The 19,990-nt window shown below is 47.2% G+C and carries 19 protein-coding genes and 1 other annotated feature; of the genes, 13 read left to right on the top strand and 6 right to left on the bottom strand.

Annotated elements, in window-relative coordinates; all coding sequences use genetic code 11:
• Positions 1-137: 137 nt before the first annotated feature.
• The gene (locus tag ABIC22_RS14455; protein WP_127538894.1) at positions 138-1,115 is read right to left on the bottom strand and encodes an aldose 1-epimerase; all 978 of its coding nucleotides are present in this window, start codon (positions 1,113-1,115) and stop codon (positions 138-140) included.
• Positions 1,116-1,355: 240 nt separating this feature from the next.
• Positions 1,356-1,602 (top strand) — a binding site (T-box leader).
• Between the two features lie 72 nt (positions 1,603-1,674).
• Here ABIC22_RS14455 and trpS point away from each other — a divergent pair.
• A complete protein-coding gene (gene trpS / locus ABIC22_RS14460) occupies positions 1,675-2,667 on the top strand; it encodes a tryptophan--tRNA ligase (RefSeq protein ID WP_354481637.1) in 993 nt (330 codons plus the stop codon).
• A 34-nt stretch (positions 2,668-2,701) separates the two neighbouring features.
• Here trpS and ABIC22_RS14465 read toward each other — a convergent pair whose 3' ends face one another.
• Positions 2,702-2,920 carry a GntT/GntP/DsdX family permease gene (locus ABIC22_RS14465; RefSeq protein WP_354481640.1) on the bottom strand — a complete coding sequence of 73 codons (219 nt, stop codon included), beginning with the start codon at positions 2,918-2,920 and terminating at the stop codon, positions 2,702-2,704.
• Complete coding sequence (locus ABIC22_RS14470) at positions 2,868-3,065, bottom strand: hypothetical protein (RefSeq protein WP_095292171.1); 198 nt, start codon at positions 3,063-3,065, stop codon at positions 2,868-2,870. The genes ABIC22_RS14465 and ABIC22_RS14470 overlap by 53 nt, the downstream gene beginning before the upstream one ends.
• 118 nt (positions 3,066-3,183) lie before the next feature.
• Here ABIC22_RS14470 and ABIC22_RS14475 point away from each other — a divergent pair, with 118 nt between their 5' ends.
• On the top strand, positions 3,184-3,402 hold the full coding sequence (locus ABIC22_RS14475; RefSeq protein WP_095292170.1) for an alpha/beta-type small acid-soluble spore protein: 219 nt from the start codon (positions 3,184-3,186) through the stop codon (positions 3,400-3,402).
• Positions 3,403-3,509: 107 nt separating this feature from the next.
• Here the strand turns inward: ABIC22_RS14475 and ABIC22_RS14480 are convergent, their stop codons facing one another.
• The gene (locus ABIC22_RS14480; RefSeq protein ID WP_354481643.1) at positions 3,510-4,490 is read right to left on the bottom strand and encodes a metal-dependent hydrolase; all 981 of its coding nucleotides are present in this window, start codon (positions 4,488-4,490) and stop codon (positions 3,510-3,512) included.
• Between the two features lie 257 nt (positions 4,491-4,747).
• Between ABIC22_RS14480 and cyoE the strand changes: the two genes are divergently transcribed.
• Both cyoE and ABIC22_RS14490 read left to right on the top strand, forming a co-directional pair.
• Positions 4,748-5,677, top strand: a complete 930-nt coding sequence (gene cyoE / locus ABIC22_RS14485) for a heme o synthase (RefSeq protein WP_354481646.1) — start codon at positions 4,748-4,750, stop codon at positions 5,675-5,677.
• Positions 5,678-5,915: 238 nt separating this feature from the next.
• Entirely contained in the window at positions 5,916-6,527 is a 612-nt protein-coding gene (locus ABIC22_RS14490) for an SCO family protein (protein WP_095361390.1), read from the top strand.
• A gap of 100 nt (positions 6,528-6,627) precedes the next feature.
• On the opposite strand, the gene ABIC22_RS14495 is transcribed toward ABIC22_RS14490, so the two are convergent.
• The gene (locus ABIC22_RS14495; RefSeq protein ID WP_095292165.1) at positions 6,628-6,975 is read right to left on the bottom strand and encodes a toprim domain-containing protein; all 348 of its coding nucleotides are present in this window, start codon (positions 6,973-6,975) and stop codon (positions 6,628-6,630) included.
• A gap of 152 nt (positions 6,976-7,127) precedes the next feature.
• Positions 7,128-8,321, bottom strand: a complete 1,194-nt coding sequence (locus ABIC22_RS14500) for an MFS transporter (RefSeq protein WP_354481650.1) — start codon at positions 8,319-8,321, stop codon at positions 7,128-7,130.
• 216 nt (positions 8,322-8,537) lie between these two features.
• Here ABIC22_RS14500 and ABIC22_RS14505 point away from each other — a divergent pair, with 216 nt between their 5' ends.
• The 9 genes from ABIC22_RS14505 (at position 8,538) to ABIC22_RS14545 (ending at position 19,758) form a co-directional block, all read left to right on the top strand.
• Complete coding sequence (locus tag ABIC22_RS14505; RefSeq protein WP_095292162.1) at positions 8,538-8,993, top strand: ATPase; 456 nt, start codon at positions 8,538-8,540, stop codon at positions 8,991-8,993.
• Positions 8,994-9,011: 18 nt separating this feature from the next.
• Complete coding sequence (locus ABIC22_RS14510) at positions 9,012-10,160, top strand: transglutaminase domain-containing protein (protein WP_354481653.1); 1,149 nt, start codon at positions 9,012-9,014, stop codon at positions 10,158-10,160.
• Positions 10,161-10,266: 106 nt separating this feature from the next.
• Positions 10,267-12,291 (top strand): peptidoglycan D,D-transpeptidase FtsI family protein, encoded by a 2,025-nt coding sequence (locus tag ABIC22_RS14515; RefSeq protein WP_354481656.1) that lies wholly within the window; start codon positions 10,267-10,269, stop codon positions 12,289-12,291.
• Positions 12,292-13,170: 879 nt separating this feature from the next.
• Complete coding sequence (locus ABIC22_RS14520; protein WP_354481659.1) at positions 13,171-13,572, top strand: hypothetical protein; 402 nt, start codon at positions 13,171-13,173, stop codon at positions 13,570-13,572.
• Between the two features lie 301 nt (positions 13,573-13,873).
• Entirely contained in the window at positions 13,874-15,850 is a 1,977-nt protein-coding gene (locus ABIC22_RS14525) for a peptidoglycan D,D-transpeptidase FtsI family protein (RefSeq protein WP_354481662.1), read from the top strand.
• A gap of 307 nt (positions 15,851-16,157) precedes the next feature.
• Positions 16,158-17,072, top strand: coding sequence for a metal ABC transporter solute-binding protein, Zn/Mn family (locus tag ABIC22_RS14530; RefSeq protein ID WP_354481665.1), 915 nt, complete (start codon positions 16,158-16,160; stop codon positions 17,070-17,072).
• Positions 17,073-17,165: 93 nt separating this feature from the next.
• The gene (locus ABIC22_RS14535; protein ID WP_354485971.1) at positions 17,166-17,924 is read left to right on the top strand and encodes a metal ABC transporter ATP-binding protein; all 759 of its coding nucleotides are present in this window, start codon (positions 17,166-17,168) and stop codon (positions 17,922-17,924) included.
• Positions 17,925-17,926: 2 nt separating this feature from the next.
• Positions 17,927-18,886 carry an iron chelate uptake ABC transporter family permease subunit gene (locus ABIC22_RS14540; protein WP_154896420.1) on the top strand — a complete coding sequence of 320 codons (960 nt, stop codon included), beginning with the start codon at positions 17,927-17,929 and terminating at the stop codon, positions 18,884-18,886.
• The gene (locus ABIC22_RS14545; RefSeq protein WP_153979903.1) at positions 18,886-19,758 is read left to right on the top strand and encodes a metal ABC transporter permease; all 873 of its coding nucleotides are present in this window, start codon (positions 18,886-18,888) and stop codon (positions 19,756-19,758) included. Before ABIC22_RS14540 ends, ABIC22_RS14545 begins: the two co-directional genes overlap by 1 nt.
• Positions 19,759-19,990: the final 232 nt, after the last annotated feature.

The raw sequence follows: 19,990 nt of genomic DNA on the forward strand, positions 1-19,990 counted from the left end.
TGATATGGCGTAAGGGAATAATTGGGATTTAATTGTAAATAAACACATGAAAAAAGCCGATCCAGACAGGATCGGCCTCTTTGTTAATAAGGTAAATATTATAGGTGTGTTGTACTACCGTACAAGATTGAAAGGGACTATTCCTTGGTAGGAGCAATAACCTCAATCCGTGTGAGAAGTTCAACGGGTTGTTCAGGTTCCAGACGAATTAACCCGGTTTGTTCATCCGTCAGAGGGAGGTTCGGGGCATCGGAGAGCCAGGTGTAGGGCTCAATGCACAGAAACTGATCGGATTCACCCTTGGTAAAGAGCACCCAGTGTTTAAAATACTGTTCATCTGCTGAGTAGTTCAGCATATATCCATCCTGACGACGGAGCTGGGCAGTCGCTGCCTGACCTTCCGTAGCTTTGAGAATCGTATCCCAGTTGCGTCCCTGCATATTAACACCTTGATTTAAGGCGTCCCAATCTCCAAGAGGCTCAAGCTCACCCGTGGGCAGCTGTTCCTCGTTCTGAGCATATACGCCAGAGACAGGTAGTTGAAGTGTCCAATCGGCAGGCTTGCCGTCTAGCAGGAACCATGTATGATATCCCATTCCAAACGGAGCGGGAGTCGAACCCAGGTTGGTAACACGAAGACGCTGGCTCAGCACGGAGTTTTGCAGCCTGAACGTCATTTCGAGCTTCAGAGGCACCGGAAATTGTTCCATCCAATGCTCTTCATTTGCAGTCAGCAATTCGGTTGTAATGGCACAGCCTTCTTCATCTTCTTCAATGTCGCTGACACACCAGGATTGGGTGCGATGGAGACCGTGAATATGGTTGTCATTTGCCGTATTCTGATCGAACTGGTATTGAACCCCTTCGTATTCGAAGCGTCCACGATGTATGCGTCCTGGCGGAACCAGAAGCGGAACACCGAAGTGATAAGGTTTCTGCAAATAAAATGCTAAATCATCTTCTTCTGGACTGCGGACGACATCACGATCCTGCACCAGATCACGAATCGAGATGATATTGTTTCCTAGACGCGGCAGCAGGGTGATCTCCAATTCACGGCTATGTAGGATATACGTGTCGTAACCATTCCATTGGCCTTTGGTCACTTGTTTCATATCGATGCTCCTTTTCCCACTTGAAATCTGTCTGCAAGCGGCTTAACATGCTCCGCTGCAGGCGTGTCATTGAGTACATGCCAGCAATCCCATACAGCCCTCCGTGGGAGGGCTAAACAGGATAAGCAATTCCATCATAACAGATTTCGGCTTGGCGGGTAAAAAAAGCTGATTCCATTTTTGACAATCTGCGTGAAGCGGATTAAGATGGAATGCAGAAGGAAATAACATATGAATTGAATTAAAGCGATGACAGGGATAAGTAAGTCAGGAGAAAACTCTTCAGAAAGCCGGTGGGTGATGCGAACCGGTGTGAACTCTTTACCGAATGGACCCTGGAGTGCCGATTGGAACAGGTGCCTTGCAGAAATGCAAACCGTACCTCAGTAGAATTGGACGTCTATTCCACGTTACGGGAAAATGAAGGTGTTTTTCGCATGATTGAAAAACACGAATAAGGGTGGCACCACGGTCTCACGTCCCTTGCGGATGTGAGGCTTTTTTGCGTCCGCGGAGAAGAAACAGACTTGAACAAAACATGAGGAGGCGCAAGTGACTTATGAAAACTGTATTATCTGGAATCCAGCCAAGCGGTAAACTTACGCTGGGCAACTATATTGGTGCAATCAAGAACTTTGTGAGACTGCAGCATGATTACCAATGCCATTTTATGGTGGTAGATCTCCACGCAGTAACCGTGGCTCAGGAGCCAGCTGCACTGCGTGAACAGTCTGAAGCCGTCGCTGCACTGTTTCTAGCAGCGGGGATCGATCCAACAAAGTCAAATGTGTTCCTGCAATCCCATGTTCCTCAGCATGCTGAGCTTGGATGGTTGATGACGACACTGACATCGATGGGTGAACTGGAGCGGATGACCCAGTTCAAGGATAAATCTTCAGGCAAGGACTCGGTGGGGGCAGGCTTGTTCGTATATCCTTCATTGATGGCAGCCGACATTTTGCTGTACAATGCGGACCTCGTTCCTGTAGGAGAGGATCAAAAACAGCATTTGGAACTCACCCGCGATCTGGCGGGCCGTTTCAATCATCGTTATGGAGAATACTTTACCATTCCGGATCCATATATTCCGCAGGTGGGCGCACGCGTGATGTCCCTGGACGATGCTTCCTCGAAAATGAGTAAAAGTAATCCAAATGCGGGCAGCTACATTGCCCTGTTGGACCCGCCGGATGTGATCCGCAAGAAAATCAGCCGTGCCACGACGGACTCCGGACGTGAAGTGGTTTACGATCCGGCCAACAAGCCAGAGGTCAGCAATCTGATGAGCATCTATGCAGAGTGTGCAGGCATTACGCTGAATGAAGTAGCAGAGCGTTACGAGGGTAAAATGTATGGTCCGTTCAAAAAAGAGTTGGCCGAAGTGGTTGTCTCTGTTATTGAACCGTTACAGGAACGATATCGCGAAATTCGTGAATCTGGCGAACTGGCCGAGATTTTGGAGACTTCAGCACGTCGTGCTGAAACAGTCGCTGCCAAAACGCTTCATGATGTGAAAGAACGCATGGGGTTTGTTCCTAGACGTACAGTATAGGCTATCACGGACATTGTTCAACAATGTTAAAATTTCACGATATAAAGTGAACAAAAAAGAGAGGAGCCAACAGCTCCTCTCTCTTTTTGTTCATATAGGAACCTGCACAGCCAGATTCAGCCATCATTTTGCCCAGCATCGTGCCAAGCCCGATGACATTGGCTATGGTTCCAAGCGTACTACCGAGTCCACCTTCCAGATCAGGATGTCGATTCGGATGTAGAACGTAATTCCTGGCGTTCCTTCTTGGCACGAATGACGAAACCCCAGCCGATATTGGCAATGGACAGGATGAACAGCAGCGAGGCTAACCAGCCGTTATAAGAGATCGATATGGCTGAAACCGTTAACAAAACAATCGAAGAGAATGCGAACCATAAGGACAAACCTTTACTCATTGGGAAAAACCTCCATCACAAATTTAATGAATCTCCGTATAACTTGAGGCGTGCGAGCCATAATAATCTTGCAAGCTTGCAATACATTACAGACACAGATTGAAAGGAGATTTTAAATATGGCTCAAGGATCTCGTTCTAACAACTTGGTGGTACCTCAAGCAACTGCAGCACTGCAACAATTGAAAATGGAAGCTGCACAGGAACTGGGTGTAACAATCCCGCAAGACGGTTACTACGGTAACTACACTTCCCGTGAGACAGGATCTCTTGGTGGTTACATCACCAAACGTCTGGTACAAATCGCTGAGCAACAATTGTCTGGGTCTGGCAAATAATTTATCATAAAAGCAAGCAACAAAACAAAGGCCCGGAGCGGAAACGCTCCGGGCTTTTCATCGCGCAACCGTTCCTTACTTGATTGTGCCTTTCCCGGTCCTTCTCGTCAAGACCGGGCAGATAAAAGTTTTTTATCCATTTTTTCATCGCTTAACCAGCCCACATACGTATCAATCGTTTCAAAATTGCGGTCCATCACGACAACGGCGACAAACGGATACTGCTTGCGGTGTCGATACCGTACATCCGCCCAGCGGACTTTGTATCCTGCAGGCAGCTCCTCTACCTCCGCAACCGCATAGGAGGTGAAGTAGAGAAAGGCAGTGACCTCTGGTGATTTGCGTGAGGCAGCTACAGCCGCATGAGTGGAAGAAGAGGCATGCAGATGCCATGTCAGCTCTGCTCCATCCATTTTTCCGATTTCGTAACTGTTATCCGCAAAATGCTTCACCACATGCCAGCGGTTCCAGGATATCGTTGGAATGACGATATAGCGAAGCGCCGGTTTGTTGTTGTCCAGCCTTTTTACTTTGGCTACAGCCTGGGCATGGGCAATGATTCGCCATACATAATAGAGGGCTATAACGATATACAGTGTGACAAACAACGGAGCAGGGGCGATCAGATCAAAGGCCCACAGCAGGATTGCCACCACGTGCGAAGCGAACAGAAACGGATCGAAAATATGAATGATATTCCAGGCAATCCATCGTTCAGAGAATGGCCTTGCTGCCTGGGTTCCATAGGTGTTGAACAGATCGGTAAACACGTGAACGCCCACAGCGATAGCTGTCCAGGTAGCAACGTGTCCAATGGGAACATCCGGGAAAATCAGTGCAATGACGCCCGTGATGAGCAGAACCCATAATAGAAGAAAGGGCGGCGAGTGGGACATACCCCGATGATTTCGAATGTACAATGAATTGCTTTTGAGACGCAGTGCCGTATCAATGTCAGGGGCCTGCGAGCCAGCAATGGTACCCACCATCACCGCAGCCGCGAGCATGGGACTGGAAGCCACGACAGGATCGACATAAGCCAGACCTGCCAAACCAATACCCATGACAAAATGTGTAGAAGTATCCATAAACGTCTCCTTTGTGGTGTAGCTCGATTTCATCATATTAATGATTCTCTATCTAGGTGATACCCATATATAGTGTATATTATCCGCCTGTCTTGAAGCAAAACAGCCAAAACCCGAAAAAGATGTCATAAGAAGTTCATTTCACCCAACATTTGTACGAGCATTGTCATACTCTTGGCCATTTACCTATGATAAACTTTATATCGGAGACAAAGAGAGAAACCTCCAAACCGAGAATTAAGGGGGATTAACCAAGCGTGGACAATCAGTTGGGATACCAGGCTTCTTCCGATTCTGCAACATTGACCTCGCCTCCGACCAAGTCGGGATCGTGGAAAGACTTTATTCATATCACCAAACCGGGAATACTTCGGACCAATCTTATTGCTGTTTTTGGAGGGTTTTGGCTGGCATCCCAGTGGGATATCAACTTGGTAAAGATGCTGCTGACCCTACTTGGGACTGCGCTTGTTATGGCTTCTTCCTGCGTATTTAACAATTATTTTGATCGTGAACTTGATTTGAAAATGGAACGTACCCGCAACCGCTCCTTACCGACAGGAAGGCTAACACCGAAGGTGGTATTGTCGTATGCCATCATTTTAGGCGTGCTAGGCTTAACTGTTCTTTTTGCTTTTTCGGGTATACTTGCCGGATTATGCGGCATTTTTGGCATGTTTGTCTATGTTGTTATTTATACGCTTTGGTTAAAACGTTCTTCAACATGGAGCACATCCATCGGTGGTCTGTCAGGTGCCATGCCGCCAGTTATCGGCTATGTCGCTGTAACGGGACGTTTGGACCTGGGTGCATGGCTGCTTCTTGCCATGTTGTTCCTGTGGCAGCCTCCGCATTTCTGGGCGCTCGCCATCCGCAGGGTAGAGGATTATCGGGCCGGTGGATTTCCGCTGCTGCCTGTAATGAAGGGCATTGAACGGACCAAGATTCAAATGATTCCTTATCTGGTGCTGCAGATTTTTGTTCCCATTCTAATGTATGCATACGGGTATGCCGGTATTTTTTATCTGACGGTATCACTGGTGCTGTCTGTACTGTGGCTATATTATGCACTCAAAGGATTTCGTGCGCAGGATACGGACGCCTGGGCCAAAAAGGTATTTCTTTATTCCATTAATTATCTGTCTCTGAGCTTCATACTGATGATTCTGGATACGGTTCATAAATAATGGGATGGATTACGGTGAAGGTGCAAAATAAATGCTTGGGCATCTGCATCAAGAACGGTTACAATAAGGAAGGGTCCCATCCAGAGTGGGGTTATTCGTATACATATGCAATTTCAAGCAAAAGAAGTTACTTATTTCTTCATAACGTGACATCCCGGGCAAGAAACGATAGCCATGTAATTCAAAGCAAGATATGTATGCGCATTCATATCGAAAGCACAGAGAAAGGACGAGGATGATGCTGAAAAAGTACAAATGGACCTGGATGCTGCTAGGTCTCGCACTGATTATGGCTGTATACCTCATGTGGGGCACCGTCTTTGCCAGCAAGGAGAAATTACCCGAGATTCGGGAGATCCAATCCTTCTCCATGGAAAATGTGGATGGGACAACGGTTTCGCTCGATGATACCAAAGGCAAGGTGCGGCTGTTCTATTTTTATTTCACCAGTTGTCCTGATGTATGCCCAATTACGACGTTTACGTTGTCCCAGGTGCAGGATTTGTTGAAGGAAGATGGCACATTCGGCAAGGATGCGTCCTTTGTTTCGATTTCATTTGATCCGGAAGTCGATACCAAGGAGAAAATTAAGGAATTCGCGGACCGTTTCCACGCGGATTATGACGGGTGGTATTTCCTGCGAGGGGATATGGATAAAACAAAGCAGCTCGCCAAGGATTCATTTCAGATCCTGATTGAAGGCGAGAGCAAGGATGACTTTGCACATATGAACATGATTGGTCTCGTAGACCAGAACAATCAGCTGCGCAAGGTGTATAATGCATTTAATACAGAAGATGTCGAGCCTGCAGTAATCGCAGAGGATATCCGCAATCTGATCAATGAATAATCTGTTCAAATTATATTAGAATCCTGTTAGTATCCATAAAAAAGGCTGATTGTCGGGTTGGTAAATAACCGGTAATCAGCCTTTTGCAATTGTTTTACGTTTAGAATGACGGGTACTCGGGGTATTGAATATACTCTTCCAAACCGGCCTTCTCCAACTGGGCAATGATGTATTCATCAGGGGTTCCTTCCACACCCGCATAACCACGTCTGGTATACATCTGCACTGCATCAGGGAAGGCGTCTCGCAGCACACCTCTGATTTTTTTACCCGAACTGTCATTATCCATAAACAGATATACTTCATCATAACCAACCTGTTTGCGCAGGGACTCCAGCTTGAGCGAATTGAGAGTGCCGAATGTACATAAAATGTTGATTTCCGGCCCAACGAGACGTTTCAGCTTGCTGCGATCATTCTTACCTTCCACAATGACATGAATAGGCATGATATTCACCTCTTGTTCGAGAGCTAGTGTCGACATTCCCCGGGAAATGTTGCAGCGAAAATCGACTGGATTATATATAGTTTAGCTGTAAATGGGGGAATGATGCAAAGCAAAGGTGAATACAAGCCATTTTAATAAAAAAAGGACTTACATCATGGATTACGTTTATCCCAGTACCTATTCGGATCGGTTGAAGACAGGGATGCCTCACGTCTGCTGGTGAAGTAAGGAAGGAGCAGAATGCCGACCATTAATAGAATAAACGCGATGAAATACGGCGAGACACCTACACGCAGCTGACCTGCGGCGATTGGACCAATGAAGGATCCAATGGAGGTAGCGATGGACTGTAGTGAGAAAATACGTCCCAGCTTGCTTCCGCCACTTAAACGGATAAACAGGGTAGCCATAGCTGGAAAAGTAATCCCTTTAGACATGCCAAGTACAAACAGTACAGCTGCCAGAGGAATGTCCGGGAAGGCTGCCAGCGTGAAGAAGCAGAGGGACATCAGCAGCACACCCGCAGTTAAACGCAGCTTGGGCGAATAACGATTAAGAAACAGCATGCTGAGGGTGAGGAGTGCTCCGACACTAATGACCGAAAACAATAACCCTGTAGACATCATGGACGAGTGTCCACCGCCCCGAAGAGGCAATTCAAAAAACAGAATCCCTTGTGCACAAGCAATGACCAGAGGCAATGCAAAATAACGCCAGGAGACAGGAATGAAGGTATTCGTACTTCCTCCGAGGTTAGCAGGTTTGGGAGGCACGGTTTCTTTCTCACGCTGAACATCGACAAGCCCCTTCGGCATGGACAACCAGGCGATCATACCCGACAGAATGAGCAGGTATCCAAGACTTGCAAATGTAGCAGAGAATCCCAAAGCACCAACAATCAGTGCTCCAGCAGCTGGAGATACAACAGACGCCAGCGTATGCACGACACCATGTCCGGACATATACTTGCCCTGAGTGACCGGGTTGGTCGACAGCTGAGCAAGCAGTGCTAGACAGGCCGGAGACAGAAAAGCGAGCACAAAGCCGCTGATGGAACGAAGCGCAAGCAGCTGCCATGGCGTGTGAATGTGGGCTTGCAGCAGCAGAATAATACCGGCTCCAAGCAGACTAAACACGATATAACGCCGACTGCCGTGTTTATCGATTTGTGTGCCGGCAATTAAATTGCCGGGAAGATGAGTCAAGGAGTAGATTCCCATCATCCACCCGATGAAGGTGGGTGCAGCTCCAAGCGAGATGGCAAAGGGGGTCAGGATGGGATATTGGGCGTGCAGGTCAAAAACAGCAAGAAACAAAAATAGATAGAGCCAGATGGCCGTTTTCACAAAAGCCCCTCCTTGTTAAACGATACATGTTCATGCCAGGTCGTCAGATGTGTTCCCGATTCTTCATGCAAAACCTCATGGTACTACTTGTACGTTCAACTGGACGAACTTAGACCTTTATTTTTACGAGAGAGTGCTTAGCTGACAGCGGGTTCGGAAATCATGTATAATATTCGGGAAGTGTGATTTCTTAACTCTAATACGGAAGGTGTAATCATGAACATAGAAGTGATCAAAGAGTTTGTGATGCAGAACTGGCTGGTGATCGTCGTTGCACTGATCATTTTGTTCTTTGTTCTGAATGTGGTCAAAACCGTATTGAAATGGGCGATTGCCATCATCATTATTGCGGCTCTATTGATATACAGCGGCATCTCCATCGATCAGATTAAACAGACGGTTTCAGATGTGCAGTCCAGTACAATGGACACATTGAAAAAGGAAGCGACCAATATGATGGTGAAGGAAGCCTCCAAGGCCACCTACGCCAAAGGGCAGGATGGACAATTTACCATTACGAGTCCCAATGTGGAAATTAAGGGGACAGCCGGGTCGAACAAGGTCAATGTGACCTTGCGCGGAATTTCACTGGGCGAATGGAATCTCGACAATGAAACGATACGTACGTTTGTCGAACAGGCCAGAGGAAATGGAACTGTACCAGCTTCTTAGCAAAGGGGGAATAAATACGTGTTGCAAAGTTGGCTGGACAGCCTGAAGGAATTCAATGGCATCACGATTATGCTGTTATTGATTGTGGCAGCTTCATTGCTCCAGGGATGGTCCAGAGGGGCTTCGCGTTCTGCAGGAAGACTATTTGGATTCCTGATGGATGGCATTATGGCGGTCATTGGTATTCTGCTGTCCATTGGTTTGACCCTTTGGCTGGCGCCGTATGTGCAGCAGTGGTTGTCTGCACATGCTTCAGCCATGCCGAATCGGGATCTGAACCGATGGGAGCAGATGTATTATACGTTGGTTACGGCGATTGCTGATTTTCCATTGATGCGGTTTGCCGTGTTGTTTGTGCTTAGCTATGGATTTATTCGTATGGTTCTTGGCTTGTTCTCGTCCCTTTTCTTCAGAAGGAGATATCATTCGGCAGAACAAGAGAGCAGTCCCAAGGGGATTATTAGCCGCTTCATGGGTGCAATCATAGGAGCAGTCATTGGATCTGCCCGCGGGATGATTGTCATTGCCGTTCTTTTCATGATTGTCAGCCTGTATCCCGGAAGCATGTTCAGCCGATATGTAGAGGCTTCGCCGATCTACATGCAGGGAGCAAAGTCCGTTATTGAACCGTTATCCGGTAACCTGATCAAGGACAAGCTGCCGGTATTTACCCAAGCGGTTCAGAAGGAACTGGGCGGAATTTTGCAGCGCAAATATGATGTCATTGATCACAATATTCCTGCAGATATTGAATCTGCAGCCAGTGAAATTGTGAAAGGTCACACGACGGAAGAAGCGAAAGCACGGGCCTTGTATGATTGGGTTGGTTCCCGTATTCAATATGATTACGGGAAAGTGGATGATTATGAGCAAAAAGGTATATGGCATGAACAGACGCCGCAGAACACGTTTGATACGCGAAAAGGGGTATGCATTGATTACGCTCGTCTGTATGCTGTCATGGCTCGTTCACAAGGACTGGATGTTAAGGTCGTTACAGGACTTGGATACAATGGCCAGGGCGGATATGGCCCACATGCATGGAATGAAATATATTTGAGTGATTCCCAGAGCTGGATTCCGCTTGATCCGACATGGGCGGTGAGCGGTGACTGGTTCAATCCTCCGAATTTTGCCGATACCCATCTGAAAGATCAGACAGCATAACATTACACCGGACAGGGTTCCGGATTATGACGACGTTGCCAGGTTATCATGCCGCGGCTGGACTTCTAAGAGCGGTATGCATCAAGTCATGAAAGAGGTAGGATGAATGAACAATCATTCAAAAGAGAAGGATGAACTTACCGACAAACGGCGCTTCAGTTACCGGATGAACGTATTTTTCTTCGCTTCCTTTGTTATTTTTAGCGTTATTATCGTACGGCTGGCGTTTCTGCAATTCGTGGAAGGGCCTGAGCTCAGTCAGGAAGAGGCCAGCAACATTACCAAGGATGTGCCGCTCGCTCCGGTGAGAGGAACTATCTATGATTCAACCGGTGAGGTGAAGCTGGCGTATTCCAAGCCAATTCAGTCTCTATACCTGACGCTCTATAAAAACTATGGTGATGTAAACGGACAACCAAGTCCAAACTTCCCGGAAGCTCAGGATATTGCAACAAGGCTGCATGATGTGTTCGAACAGTACAAAACCAAGGAGTCGGAGTCCCTTACCGTTGATCAGATCATTGAAGCGATGGATCTGAACTCCCGCAAGGCGAATGGCTTCATGCCACGACTTATCAAGAGCGATCTGTCGGAGGAAGAAGTGGCTTATTTCCTTCAGCACAAGGATGAATTTACGGGAATTCAGATTGTTGAAGAAAGTGTGCGATACTATGATCCGGACACGGTTGCTGTTCAGACCATCGGATATTTAAAAAAATTCAAAAGTTCCAAAACGTTGAACAAATACAAAGAGGTTGATGAGGCCAACAAAACGCAAACGGATCCTGGGCTGGTATATACGGAAAATGAGTTTGTTGGATTTGATGGACTTGAATTGCAATATCAGGATGTGCTGCGCGGTAAAAGTGGATATAACTCTGTCGACGTGGATTTGCGGAATTTGCCTGAAGGTGTGGCAGGCTCCACTCCACCTGAGAAGGGTTATGACCTGATTACGAGCATCAACAAAAACGTGCAGGTGAAGACTGAGCAGGCGATCACAGATCAACTGAGCTGGCTGCATACGCACCCGGTTTCCGGCAAGCTGCATCCCAATGCCAAGACAGGTTTTGCGGTAGCGATGGAAGTGGATACAGGCAAAATTGTTGCTTCTGCCAGTATGCCTGATTATGACACGAACGTATGGAAAACCGGTGGTATCAGCACTGAGGATTACGATAAAATCAAATATATTTACCAGAATGGTACGATTCGTGGCTTCCCGCCAGATGACTCCGGTAAACGGGCAGAATCGGTTGTATTGCTTGGTTCCACGATCAAACCTCTGAGTGTATTGATCGGTCTAAAGGAAGGTTTCTTCACTACGAATACCGTATATCCAGACAGAGGTTCTACAACGTTCGGTGGGGATAACCGCAGAGTACAGAACTCTTCCGGTCACGTATACGGTCTGTTGACTCCACATGATGCGATTCGACATTCCTCAAACGTGTTTATGATTGATGAAATCGGTAAGAAGTTATACACGACGTATGGTTCAAAGGGCGTTGATGTATGGGATGAATACATGGAGCAATTCGGCCTTGGTGTACTTACAGAGGTAGATTTGCCTAATGAGCGGCCTGGTCTCAAAGAATACAGGGAAAGCTCCGAGAGTTCCTTGACCAAGTTGGTATATGCCTCCTTTGGTCAGCAAGGGAAATATACAACCATGCAGTTAGCACAGTACACCACAATGCTGGCAAACAAGGGTAAACGGATGCAGCCGCAATTGGTAAATGAGATACGAGATTCCGAGGGTAATGTTGTTGAGAAAGTGAAACCAAAAGTGCTAAGTACGGTCGATTTCAATGACGCTTATTGGAAAGAGGTACAACGAGGCATGGCTACGGAGGTTACGGCATTTAGCGGATTCCCTTATGACTTTGCCAGAAAAACAGGAACATCGACGCAGCTAGTCGGCGGGAAATTGGTCGACAACGGGGTATTTATCGCTTATGCGCCGCGGGAAAATCCAAAACTGGCTGTAGCCGTGGTTATCCCGGAAGGGGGCTTCGGTTCCAACAGTGCGGCTCCTGTTGCACGTGCGATCTTCGATGCGTATGACGAGGAGTTCGGCTTGGACGGTGTTCCGAAGAAAGATAAAACGGAAGAAACAGATACACAATAAAACCAGTCGCTCCAAAAACAAGATAGGGAAAATGCTTGTATGATCTTGTAAAGTGGCATTGAGAGTAAATCTATTCGGCGTCCATTCCAGGAAGTTAATTCCGGGAGAGGACGTCTATTTTTTTTGAAATAGTTTACGATATAAAATAAAAATATGCGACGGGAGGATAAAAATGGTAGAATAGTCCTTGCTTAGCATAGATTTATCGAGAAAATACGGCTAATAACGGCTGAGATGCCGGTCCAGCGTTTGATACAATTGCAGGATAGTCTTGCCTCTGAAATCAATAGCTTATGGTATCTGATCCGGATTTATATACATACAGAGTTCTGGGGGCGAATAATGAGAACGTTTTTTGGAGTGCTTTTTATAATTATAGCGGTACCAATATTACTTCTATTTTTAGCTTTGTTGACCCGAGTACAGAAAGGATATGATCTGTTTATCGTGATAACGGTCTTCCTCTTACCGGGGATTATATTGATGTGGGCTGGCATTAAAAACCTCAATAGTAGGCCCAAGATATCGTATTCCGTTCCTCCTTATCGTCCAGACAATCATGTGGGAAACGATGGAGGGAGCGACCATCTACATCAGTCGGATTCGGTTATTAAACCTAACGTTTTCCGACAGAACATCAACGTAATTAATGGTCATCGAGACCAGCAGGTTGGAATTAATTTAGACCCTGATTTTAATACATACAACAATAGTTCACCTGAGAATGAACACAGGCAGGAACCACAACGTCCCAAGGGTCCTGTGTCAGTTGAATGTTCCGGGTGCGGAGCAAAGGTCAAGGTTCAAGGAACGATGTCTGCTGACTGCGAATATTGTGGCACGACTGTTCAAATTTCGTAACTCAGAAGGGGAATTTCAATGAGAAAAATGTTGGCTAGCATCCTTTTTCTATTATCTTGTCTGCCCGTTTATTCTCTCTCTGTTCATACAGCCCTGGAGGGAGGTTGGGAAATCCCAGTTGCTATTTTCTTTCATTTTATACCAGCAACTGCTTTGTTGTATGTTGTATTCAGATTGTTCAAGGGATATCCGTTATTTGATCGAGGACACCGTTCCGGTTCTACAAACCACAAGTCTAGTGAAGAGCATGCCTCAATGGTAGACGAGAGAGAGTGGCGTCAGGAAAAAGAACAAGGGGAACCTGAGCAAAAGGAAGAGAAGAAGCTGCAGATTTCTTGTTCTGGTTGTGGTGCAAAGATACACGTTTCCATTCATTCCACATCTCCATGTGAATATTGTGGAACTATGGTACATGCTTAATAATTGGGGCAAGGAACAAAGTAGACAACCATAGAATTTATAATCGGCAATTTCTTCCTTGAGGAAGGGTTGCCGATATTTTTTTGTGATTTTGTTGATAAATGCAGTCTTGATCCTGAAACCAATTTGCTAAATTGTCACTTGCATATGTTTAAGATGACTCATGTTTACGAAAATGTAACCAAATTTTGGGGGACATGGAAGTCAACCTTTGATAGACTTATATAGGGAAAATATCTGAGCTGTACGTTAATGATTTAGACTGTTAACCATTATTGATATAGAACGGAGAGGCTTATACATGTTTAACCGATGGAGGAGCAAGAAAGCATCCGATGAAGACAAAACTGTCAACAAGCCGTCCGCAGCAAGAATAAACCTGTTCTTTTTCGCTGCATTTGTCATCTTCAGTATCCTTATTTTTCGATTAGCCTTTGTGCAGTTTGTCGAGGGACCTGAATTGACGTATATGGAAACGACACGTAATACAAAAGACATTCCGCTGGCACCTGTGCGTGGACCGATCTATGATGCCACGGGAAAAGTGGCGTTAGCATATTCCGAGCCTGTACAGTCTCTGTATGTATTATTGTATGAGGACTATAGTAACGGTTCCCGGCAGGAAGAAGCTCAAAAACTCGCAGATGATCTGGCTGCAGTGTTCAAAAAGTTTAATCCTGGTGATAAGAAACAGCCGGATGCTGAGGAGATCATGAAACGCCTCGATCTGGATTACCAGAAGACACACGGTTATACACCAAGGTTGGTTAAATCCGATCTAAATACGAAAGAAATCGCTTATTTCATGGAAAAAAAGGCTGAATATCCAGGGGCTATGGTACTGGAGGAAAATGTGAGAAAGTATGACCCTGATCGGGTTGCTGTTCAGGTCATTGGCTATACTAGAGAGTTCAAGGGTCAACAAAATAACTTAGATAAGTATAAAGAAATTAGTAAGTCGCTGGCAACGGAAAGGGACCCGGGTCTTCGCTACACTCAGCAAGAAATGGTTGGAGTAGGTGGGCTGGAGTTTCAATATCAGGAGGAACTACGTGGAAGAAGTGGCTATCAATCTATCGATATTAATGCACGTAATCTTCCTGAAGGAACAATCATGCAGACTCCGCCGGAGAAAGGCTACAGCCTAGTCTCCACAATCAACAAGGAAATTCAGTTGGCAGCTCAGGAAGCGATTACAGATGAACTGCGCAAGCTGCCTAAAGCCATTACGGGGTATGCAGTGGCGATGGAAGTAGATACCGGAAATGTTGTGGCCATGGCGAGCATGCCGGACTATGATCCGAATGATTGGGATTATGAGAAGATCAAATACGTCTACCGTAATGGGACGATCGCTTCCTTCCCGCCGAATGATTCAAAGCCTAGGCATGCCGAATCCGTGGTATTGCTAGGTTCCGTCATTAAGCCTCTTAGTGTGCTTATCGGTCTGAAAGAAGGCTTGTTTACAGCAGGACAGACCTATCACGATCAGGGATATGCCATTCTGGGGAAAGACGGGCGGCAGGTGAGAAACTCCCACTCTGCTTATAATGGTCATATCACGGCAAGACGCGCCATAGAGAAGTCTTCCAATGCGTTTATGATTGATATGGTAGGCAAACGTTTGCTGAATAAATATGGCTCAGACAAAGGGATAGATAAATGGGACGAATATATGAAAGATTTCGGCTTGGGGGTCTCTACAGGCGTGGATCTGCCAGGTGAGTACCTGGGCACACTTGAATATAAAGATAAAGACGAATCAGCATTGACACGTCTGGCGTTTGCCTCATTTGGTCAACAAGCAAAATACACGACGCTTCAGCTCGCACAATATACTACGATGCTTGCCAATAAGGGCAAACGGATGGAGCCTCATTTGGTGAAAGAAATTCGTGACGCAGAAGGCAGTGTCGTTAAAAAAATTAAACCTAAAGTTTTAAACGAAGTGGATTTTGCGGATGCATACTGGAATGAAGTACACCGCGGCATGGTCACCAAAGTAAGCTCGTTTGACGGATTCCCTTATGACTATGCCCGTAAAACAGGTACGTCCGAGCAGGGAACCGGACCGAATAAGAAGGAGAACGGTGTGTTTATCGCATTTGCACCGCGTGAGAATCCAAAACTGGCCATCGCAGTTGTTGTACCGGAAGGCGGATTCGGGTCTGTCAGTGCGTCGCCAATTGCACGCAAAATCTTCGATGCATACGATGAGGTGTACGGTCTGGACGGGACGCCAAAAGGGAAAAAGGGTCAGGAGAAGGACAAAGAGTAAAACAAGATTTTTGAGAAGAGGTACCAAAGTAACGGAGATTAACCCATGTGCAGTGGGGTATTCCATATCACGATCCTGCAAAACAGCCAGTGAAAAGGCTGATATACGCAACCGGACAGGCAAGGGAAATTAGCCCTTGCCTTTTTATTTTGCATCGGCTAAAATTTGCACAAGGGAAACATTATTAGTCGTGTATAAATTTTAATACCTTGTACAACAAAATTAGATGTGGACAATTATGTTAGGAGAGGGAAAGGAGAGGTTCGAGTTGTTAATGGTGAAAATGAGGAGTATTCAAAGAGGGTTCATGACGCTGTCAGCCCTGGTGTTGATTGTGGTTTTGACCGCTTGTTCCAGCTCAGCCGAATCGGGAAGCACAGAAGGGAAGATGCAGGTTACAGCAACCACAGGCATGATTGCAGATGTAGCACGTGAGATCGGAGGGGCATACGTTGACGTTACCGGGCTAATGGGTCCAGGCGTAGACCCCCATCTGTACAAGGCTTCTCAAGGGGATATCCGCAAGCTGGAGCAAGCTGAAGTCATTTTTTATAACGGGCTGCACTTGGAAGGTAAAATGACTGATATTTTGGAGAAGATGTCCAAAAGCAAAACAGTAACTGCCGTAACAGACGGCATCCCGGTAGATGAATTGCATTCGGGTCAGGAAACCGGAGGTACGGAATATGATCCACATGTCTGGTTTGATGTGAGCCATTGGATGCATGCGGCAGAAGCCGTGCGCGATACACTTGTGGAGGCAGATCCGGATCATGCTGAGGCGTATCAGGCTCAAGCTGAAACGTATTTGGCAAAGCTCGAGGAACTGGATAACGAAGTGCGCACAAAAATTCAGGAGATCCCTGAAGCAAGCCGGGTACTCGTTACCGCACACGACGCTTTTGGCTACTTTGGTGAGGCCTACGGCATGAAAGTGATGGGACTTCAGGGAATCAGTACAGCAGCCGAATATGGTGCGAAGGATGTCAGTGAACTGCGGGATTACCTCGTGGATAATAATATTAAGGCGGTATTTGTGGAATCGAGTGTGCCGGCAAAAGCGATGGAAGCCATTATTGCAGGAGCCGCCGAAAAAGGGCATACGGTTAGCATTGGCGGCGAACTGTTCTCGGATGCCATGGGTGCTGAAGGAACAGAAGAAGGTACTTACATTGGCATGATCCGTCACAATACCGAGACGATTGTAGAAGCATTGAAATAATGATTTTATCCAGAGAGGAGTGGAAGCAGCATGAGCAAGACAACGTTATCTGATAACATGCTTACATCCCAGTATCCGAATGAATTGCAGGGAATGAAGCCTACAATGGCCCCTCTTAGTGTACGGGATCTGGCTGTAGCCTATCATAAAAAGCCAGTTCTCAGCGGGGTTTCCTTTGATATACCCGAAGGCCAGCTGATTGGGATTCTCGGTCCGAACGGGGCCGGGAAGTCCACCCTGATCAAGGCTGTACTCGGACTGGTACCGAAAATGCACGGTGAGGTGCGGATTTTTGGTCAGTCCTACCATGAGCAGCGGCGCCGGATCGGCTACGTTCCCCAGCGGGAATCGGTCGATTGGGATTTCCCAACCCATGCACTGGATGTGGTGATGATGGGCAGGTATGGTCATCTGGGCTGGTTCCGCCGTCCAGGCAAGAAGGAACGGGATCTGGCTGCACACTGCCTTGAGCAAGTGGGTATGGGAGACTATATGCATCGCCAGATTAGCCAGCTGTCAGGCGGACAGCAGCAGCGAGTCTTTTTGGCTCGTGCGCTGGTTCAGGATGCTGACCTGTATTTCATGGATGAACCGTTTGCAGGTGTAGATGCGACAACGGAAAAGGCCATCATTTCCCTTTTGGAACAGTTGAAAAAGCAAGGGAAGACGGTACTCGTTGTTCATCACGATCTTGCGACGGTGGAGGAATATTTTGATCATGTGCTGCTGCTCAATGGGCGACTGGTTGCTGGTGGGCCGACAAGCGAAGTGTTTGTACCGGATACGCTGCAGGAAACTTACGGAGGCCGGATTGCAATGATCGGAAGCCGGACGGAGAAGGGCCAGGTGTAGTAATGGGGAACTGGATCCTTTCCATTCTGTCTGACCCCAACACACGCTGGATTTTGCTTGGCTGTTTGTTGCTCGGGTTCAGCAGTGGCATTATTGGTTCATTTACATTTTTGCGCCGCCAAAGTTTGATGGGCGATACACTGGCACATGCGGCATTGCCAGGGATTTGTATTGCTTTTATGTTGACGGAAACCAAGTCCGTAGGTCTCTTTCTGTTTGGTGCACTCGCTGCAGGAATCATTGCGACCTTCGGGATATCCTGGATTACCCGATATTCACGGATTAAGCAGGATGCAGCGATGGGGATTGTGCTGACGGTATTCTTCGGCATCGGTGTAGTCATGCTGACACGCATCCAGCATGGGGCCAGCGGAAGTCAAAGCGGGCTCGATAAATATTTGTTTGGTCAGGCGGCCTCCATGGTGATGACCGATGTATACGTCATGGGCGGTGTCTGTCTCGTTTTACTCATTGCCTGTCTGGTCTGGTTCAAGGAATTCAAGCTTGTGAGCTTTGATCCCGGATTCGCCCGGGGCATGGGGCTGCCTGTAGCAATGCTGGAACAGCTGATATTGCTGCTGACAGTCATCGCGGTTGTAGCGGGAATTCAGGCGGTCGGAGTTGTTCTTGTTGCTGCCTTACTTGTGACTCCTGCGGCAGCAGCGCGCTGCTGGACGGATTCACTTGCACTTATGGTGCTGCTCGCAGGCATATTTGGTGCTCTGAGTGGTGCCACGGGCACCATCTTCAGCACGCTCGTTCCTAATCTACCGACAGGACCTGTGACGGTCCTTGCGGCTACGGTATTGTTTGCCGGCTCGGCGCTGCTTGCTCCGCGTCGGGGTTTACTGGCTCGCCGTTTGCGAAGCATGCAGGCCAAATCGGCTTATCTTCGAGAAGAGCGTGCTACGCTTCAGACGCTTTCCGCCCAAGGAACACAGCAGGAACGGGGGGAGCTATAATGGCTACATTTTGGATCATATTAACGGCTGTACTTGTTTCGTCCGCATGCGCCATTCTCGGATGTTTCCTTATCTTGCGGCGAATGGCATTGGTTGGGGATGCCATCAGCCATGCTGTGCTTCCCGGGATTGCCATTGCTTTTCTATGGAGCGGTTCCAGGGATTCCTTATGGATGCTGCTTGGAGCCACTATTTTCGGTCTATTAACGGTATTCTTCATTCAAAGCCTGCAGGCCGGAGGACTGTCTTCCGATGCGTCCATTGGCATTGTATTCACTGCACTCTTTGCTGTCGGTGTCATTCTGATCAGTCTGAATGCCCAGCATATTGATCTGGACCTGGACTGTGTGCTCTTTGGTGAGATTGCCTACGTTCAGTGGGATACGTTAACACTTGGGGGTACGGATGTCGGGCCAAGGGCCGTTTGGATGCTGGGTATTACGCTCCTGGTCATCCTGATTGTTATCGGACTGTTCTATAAACAGTTCAAACTGTGTGCCTTCGATCCGGCGCTGGCAGCTGCCTGCGGTATTCCGGTCGTATTGTTCCATTACCTGCTCATGGGGCTTGTATCCATGACGTCCGTGGCTTCCTTTGAAAGTGTGGGGTCCATCCTCGTGGTGGGCATGTTGATTGTTCCCGCGGCGACAGCTTATCTGCTCACGGATCGATTGGGAAAAATGATTTTGTACAGCGTACTGGTGGGGGCTGCTTCCTCTGTTGGGGGATATATGATGGCATATGCATTGGATGCTTCCATTGCAGGCTGCATGGTGGCGGTAGCTGGAATTCTGTTTGTTTTGGCACTCTTGCTCTCTCCGAAACATGGCATTATCCTCCGCTACGCTCGTCGTAAATTCGCGACACGTTAGAACTAGATAACAACCGTCTGCATACGCAGGCGGTTTTTGCTGTTTGGGATGTGTGATATCGGGTATGACATCCATATAGATGAGGATTTCCCTCGATCTGCTCCAGCACATAAGTGCATATGATCTTGTCTGCCTTCATATCGTTATTTGGATTGACCGTTATTTTGTTGCATCTGGATGATCTGTGGTAAAATGTCGTTAGCTGTGACGTCCGGAGCGTCCGCCTCCTGCG

Source organism: Paenibacillus sp. PvP094 (assembly GCF_040546835.1).
In the GTDB taxonomy this organism is placed as follows: domain Bacteria; phylum Bacillota; class Bacilli; order Paenibacillales; family Paenibacillaceae; genus Paenibacillus; species Paenibacillus illinoisensis.

What these genes read in the sequence shown, in the direction of transcription:
- ABIC22_RS14545 (WP_153979903.1), top strand. Translation starts at nt 18,886, where the DNA reads ATGGCTACATTTTGGATCATATTAACGGCTGTACTTGTTTCGTCCGCA.
- ABIC22_RS14540 (WP_154896420.1), top strand. Translation starts at nt 17,927, where the DNA reads ATGGGGAACTGGATCCTTTCCATTCTGTCTGACCCCAACACACGCTGG.
- ABIC22_RS14490 (WP_095361390.1), top strand. Translation starts at nt 5,916, where the DNA reads ATGCTGAAAAAGTACAAATGGACCTGGATGCTGCTAGGTCTCGCACTG.
- ABIC22_RS14530 (WP_354481665.1), top strand. Translation starts at nt 16,158, where the DNA reads ATGACGCTGTCAGCCCTGGTGTTGATTGTGGTTTTGACCGCTTGTTCC.
- ABIC22_RS14455 (WP_127538894.1), bottom strand. Translation starts at nt 1,115, where the DNA reads ATGAAACAAGTGACCAAAGGCCAATGGAATGGTTACGACACGTATATC.
- ABIC22_RS14535 (WP_354485971.1), top strand. Translation starts at nt 17,166, where the DNA reads ATGAAGCCTACAATGGCCCCTCTTAGTGTACGGGATCTGGCTGTAGCC.
- ABIC22_RS14495 (WP_095292165.1), bottom strand. Translation starts at nt 6,975, where the DNA reads ATGCCTATTCATGTCATTGTGGAAGGTAAGAATGATCGCAGCAAGCTG.
- ABIC22_RS14525 (WP_354481662.1), top strand. Translation starts at nt 13,874, where the DNA reads ATGTTTAACCGATGGAGGAGCAAGAAAGCATCCGATGAAGACAAAACT.
- ABIC22_RS14475 (WP_095292170.1), top strand. Translation starts at nt 3,184, where the DNA reads ATGGCTCAAGGATCTCGTTCTAACAACTTGGTGGTACCTCAAGCAACT.
- trpS (WP_354481637.1), top strand. Translation starts at nt 1,675, where the DNA reads ATGAAAACTGTATTATCTGGAATCCAGCCAAGCGGTAAACTTACGCTG.
- ABIC22_RS14520 (WP_354481659.1), top strand. Translation starts at nt 13,171, where the DNA reads ATGAGAAAAATGTTGGCTAGCATCCTTTTTCTATTATCTTGTCTGCCC.
- ABIC22_RS14480 (WP_354481643.1), bottom strand. Translation starts at nt 4,490, where the DNA reads ATGGATACTTCTACACATTTTGTCATGGGTATTGGTTTGGCAGGTCTG.
- ABIC22_RS14505 (WP_095292162.1), top strand. Translation starts at nt 8,538, where the DNA reads ATGAACATAGAAGTGATCAAAGAGTTTGTGATGCAGAACTGGCTGGTG.
- ABIC22_RS14470 (WP_095292171.1), bottom strand. Translation starts at nt 3,065, where the DNA reads ATGAGTAAAGGTTTGTCCTTATGGTTCGCATTCTCTTCGATTGTTTTG.
- ABIC22_RS14515 (WP_354481656.1), top strand. Translation starts at nt 10,267, where the DNA reads ATGAACAATCATTCAAAAGAGAAGGATGAACTTACCGACAAACGGCGC.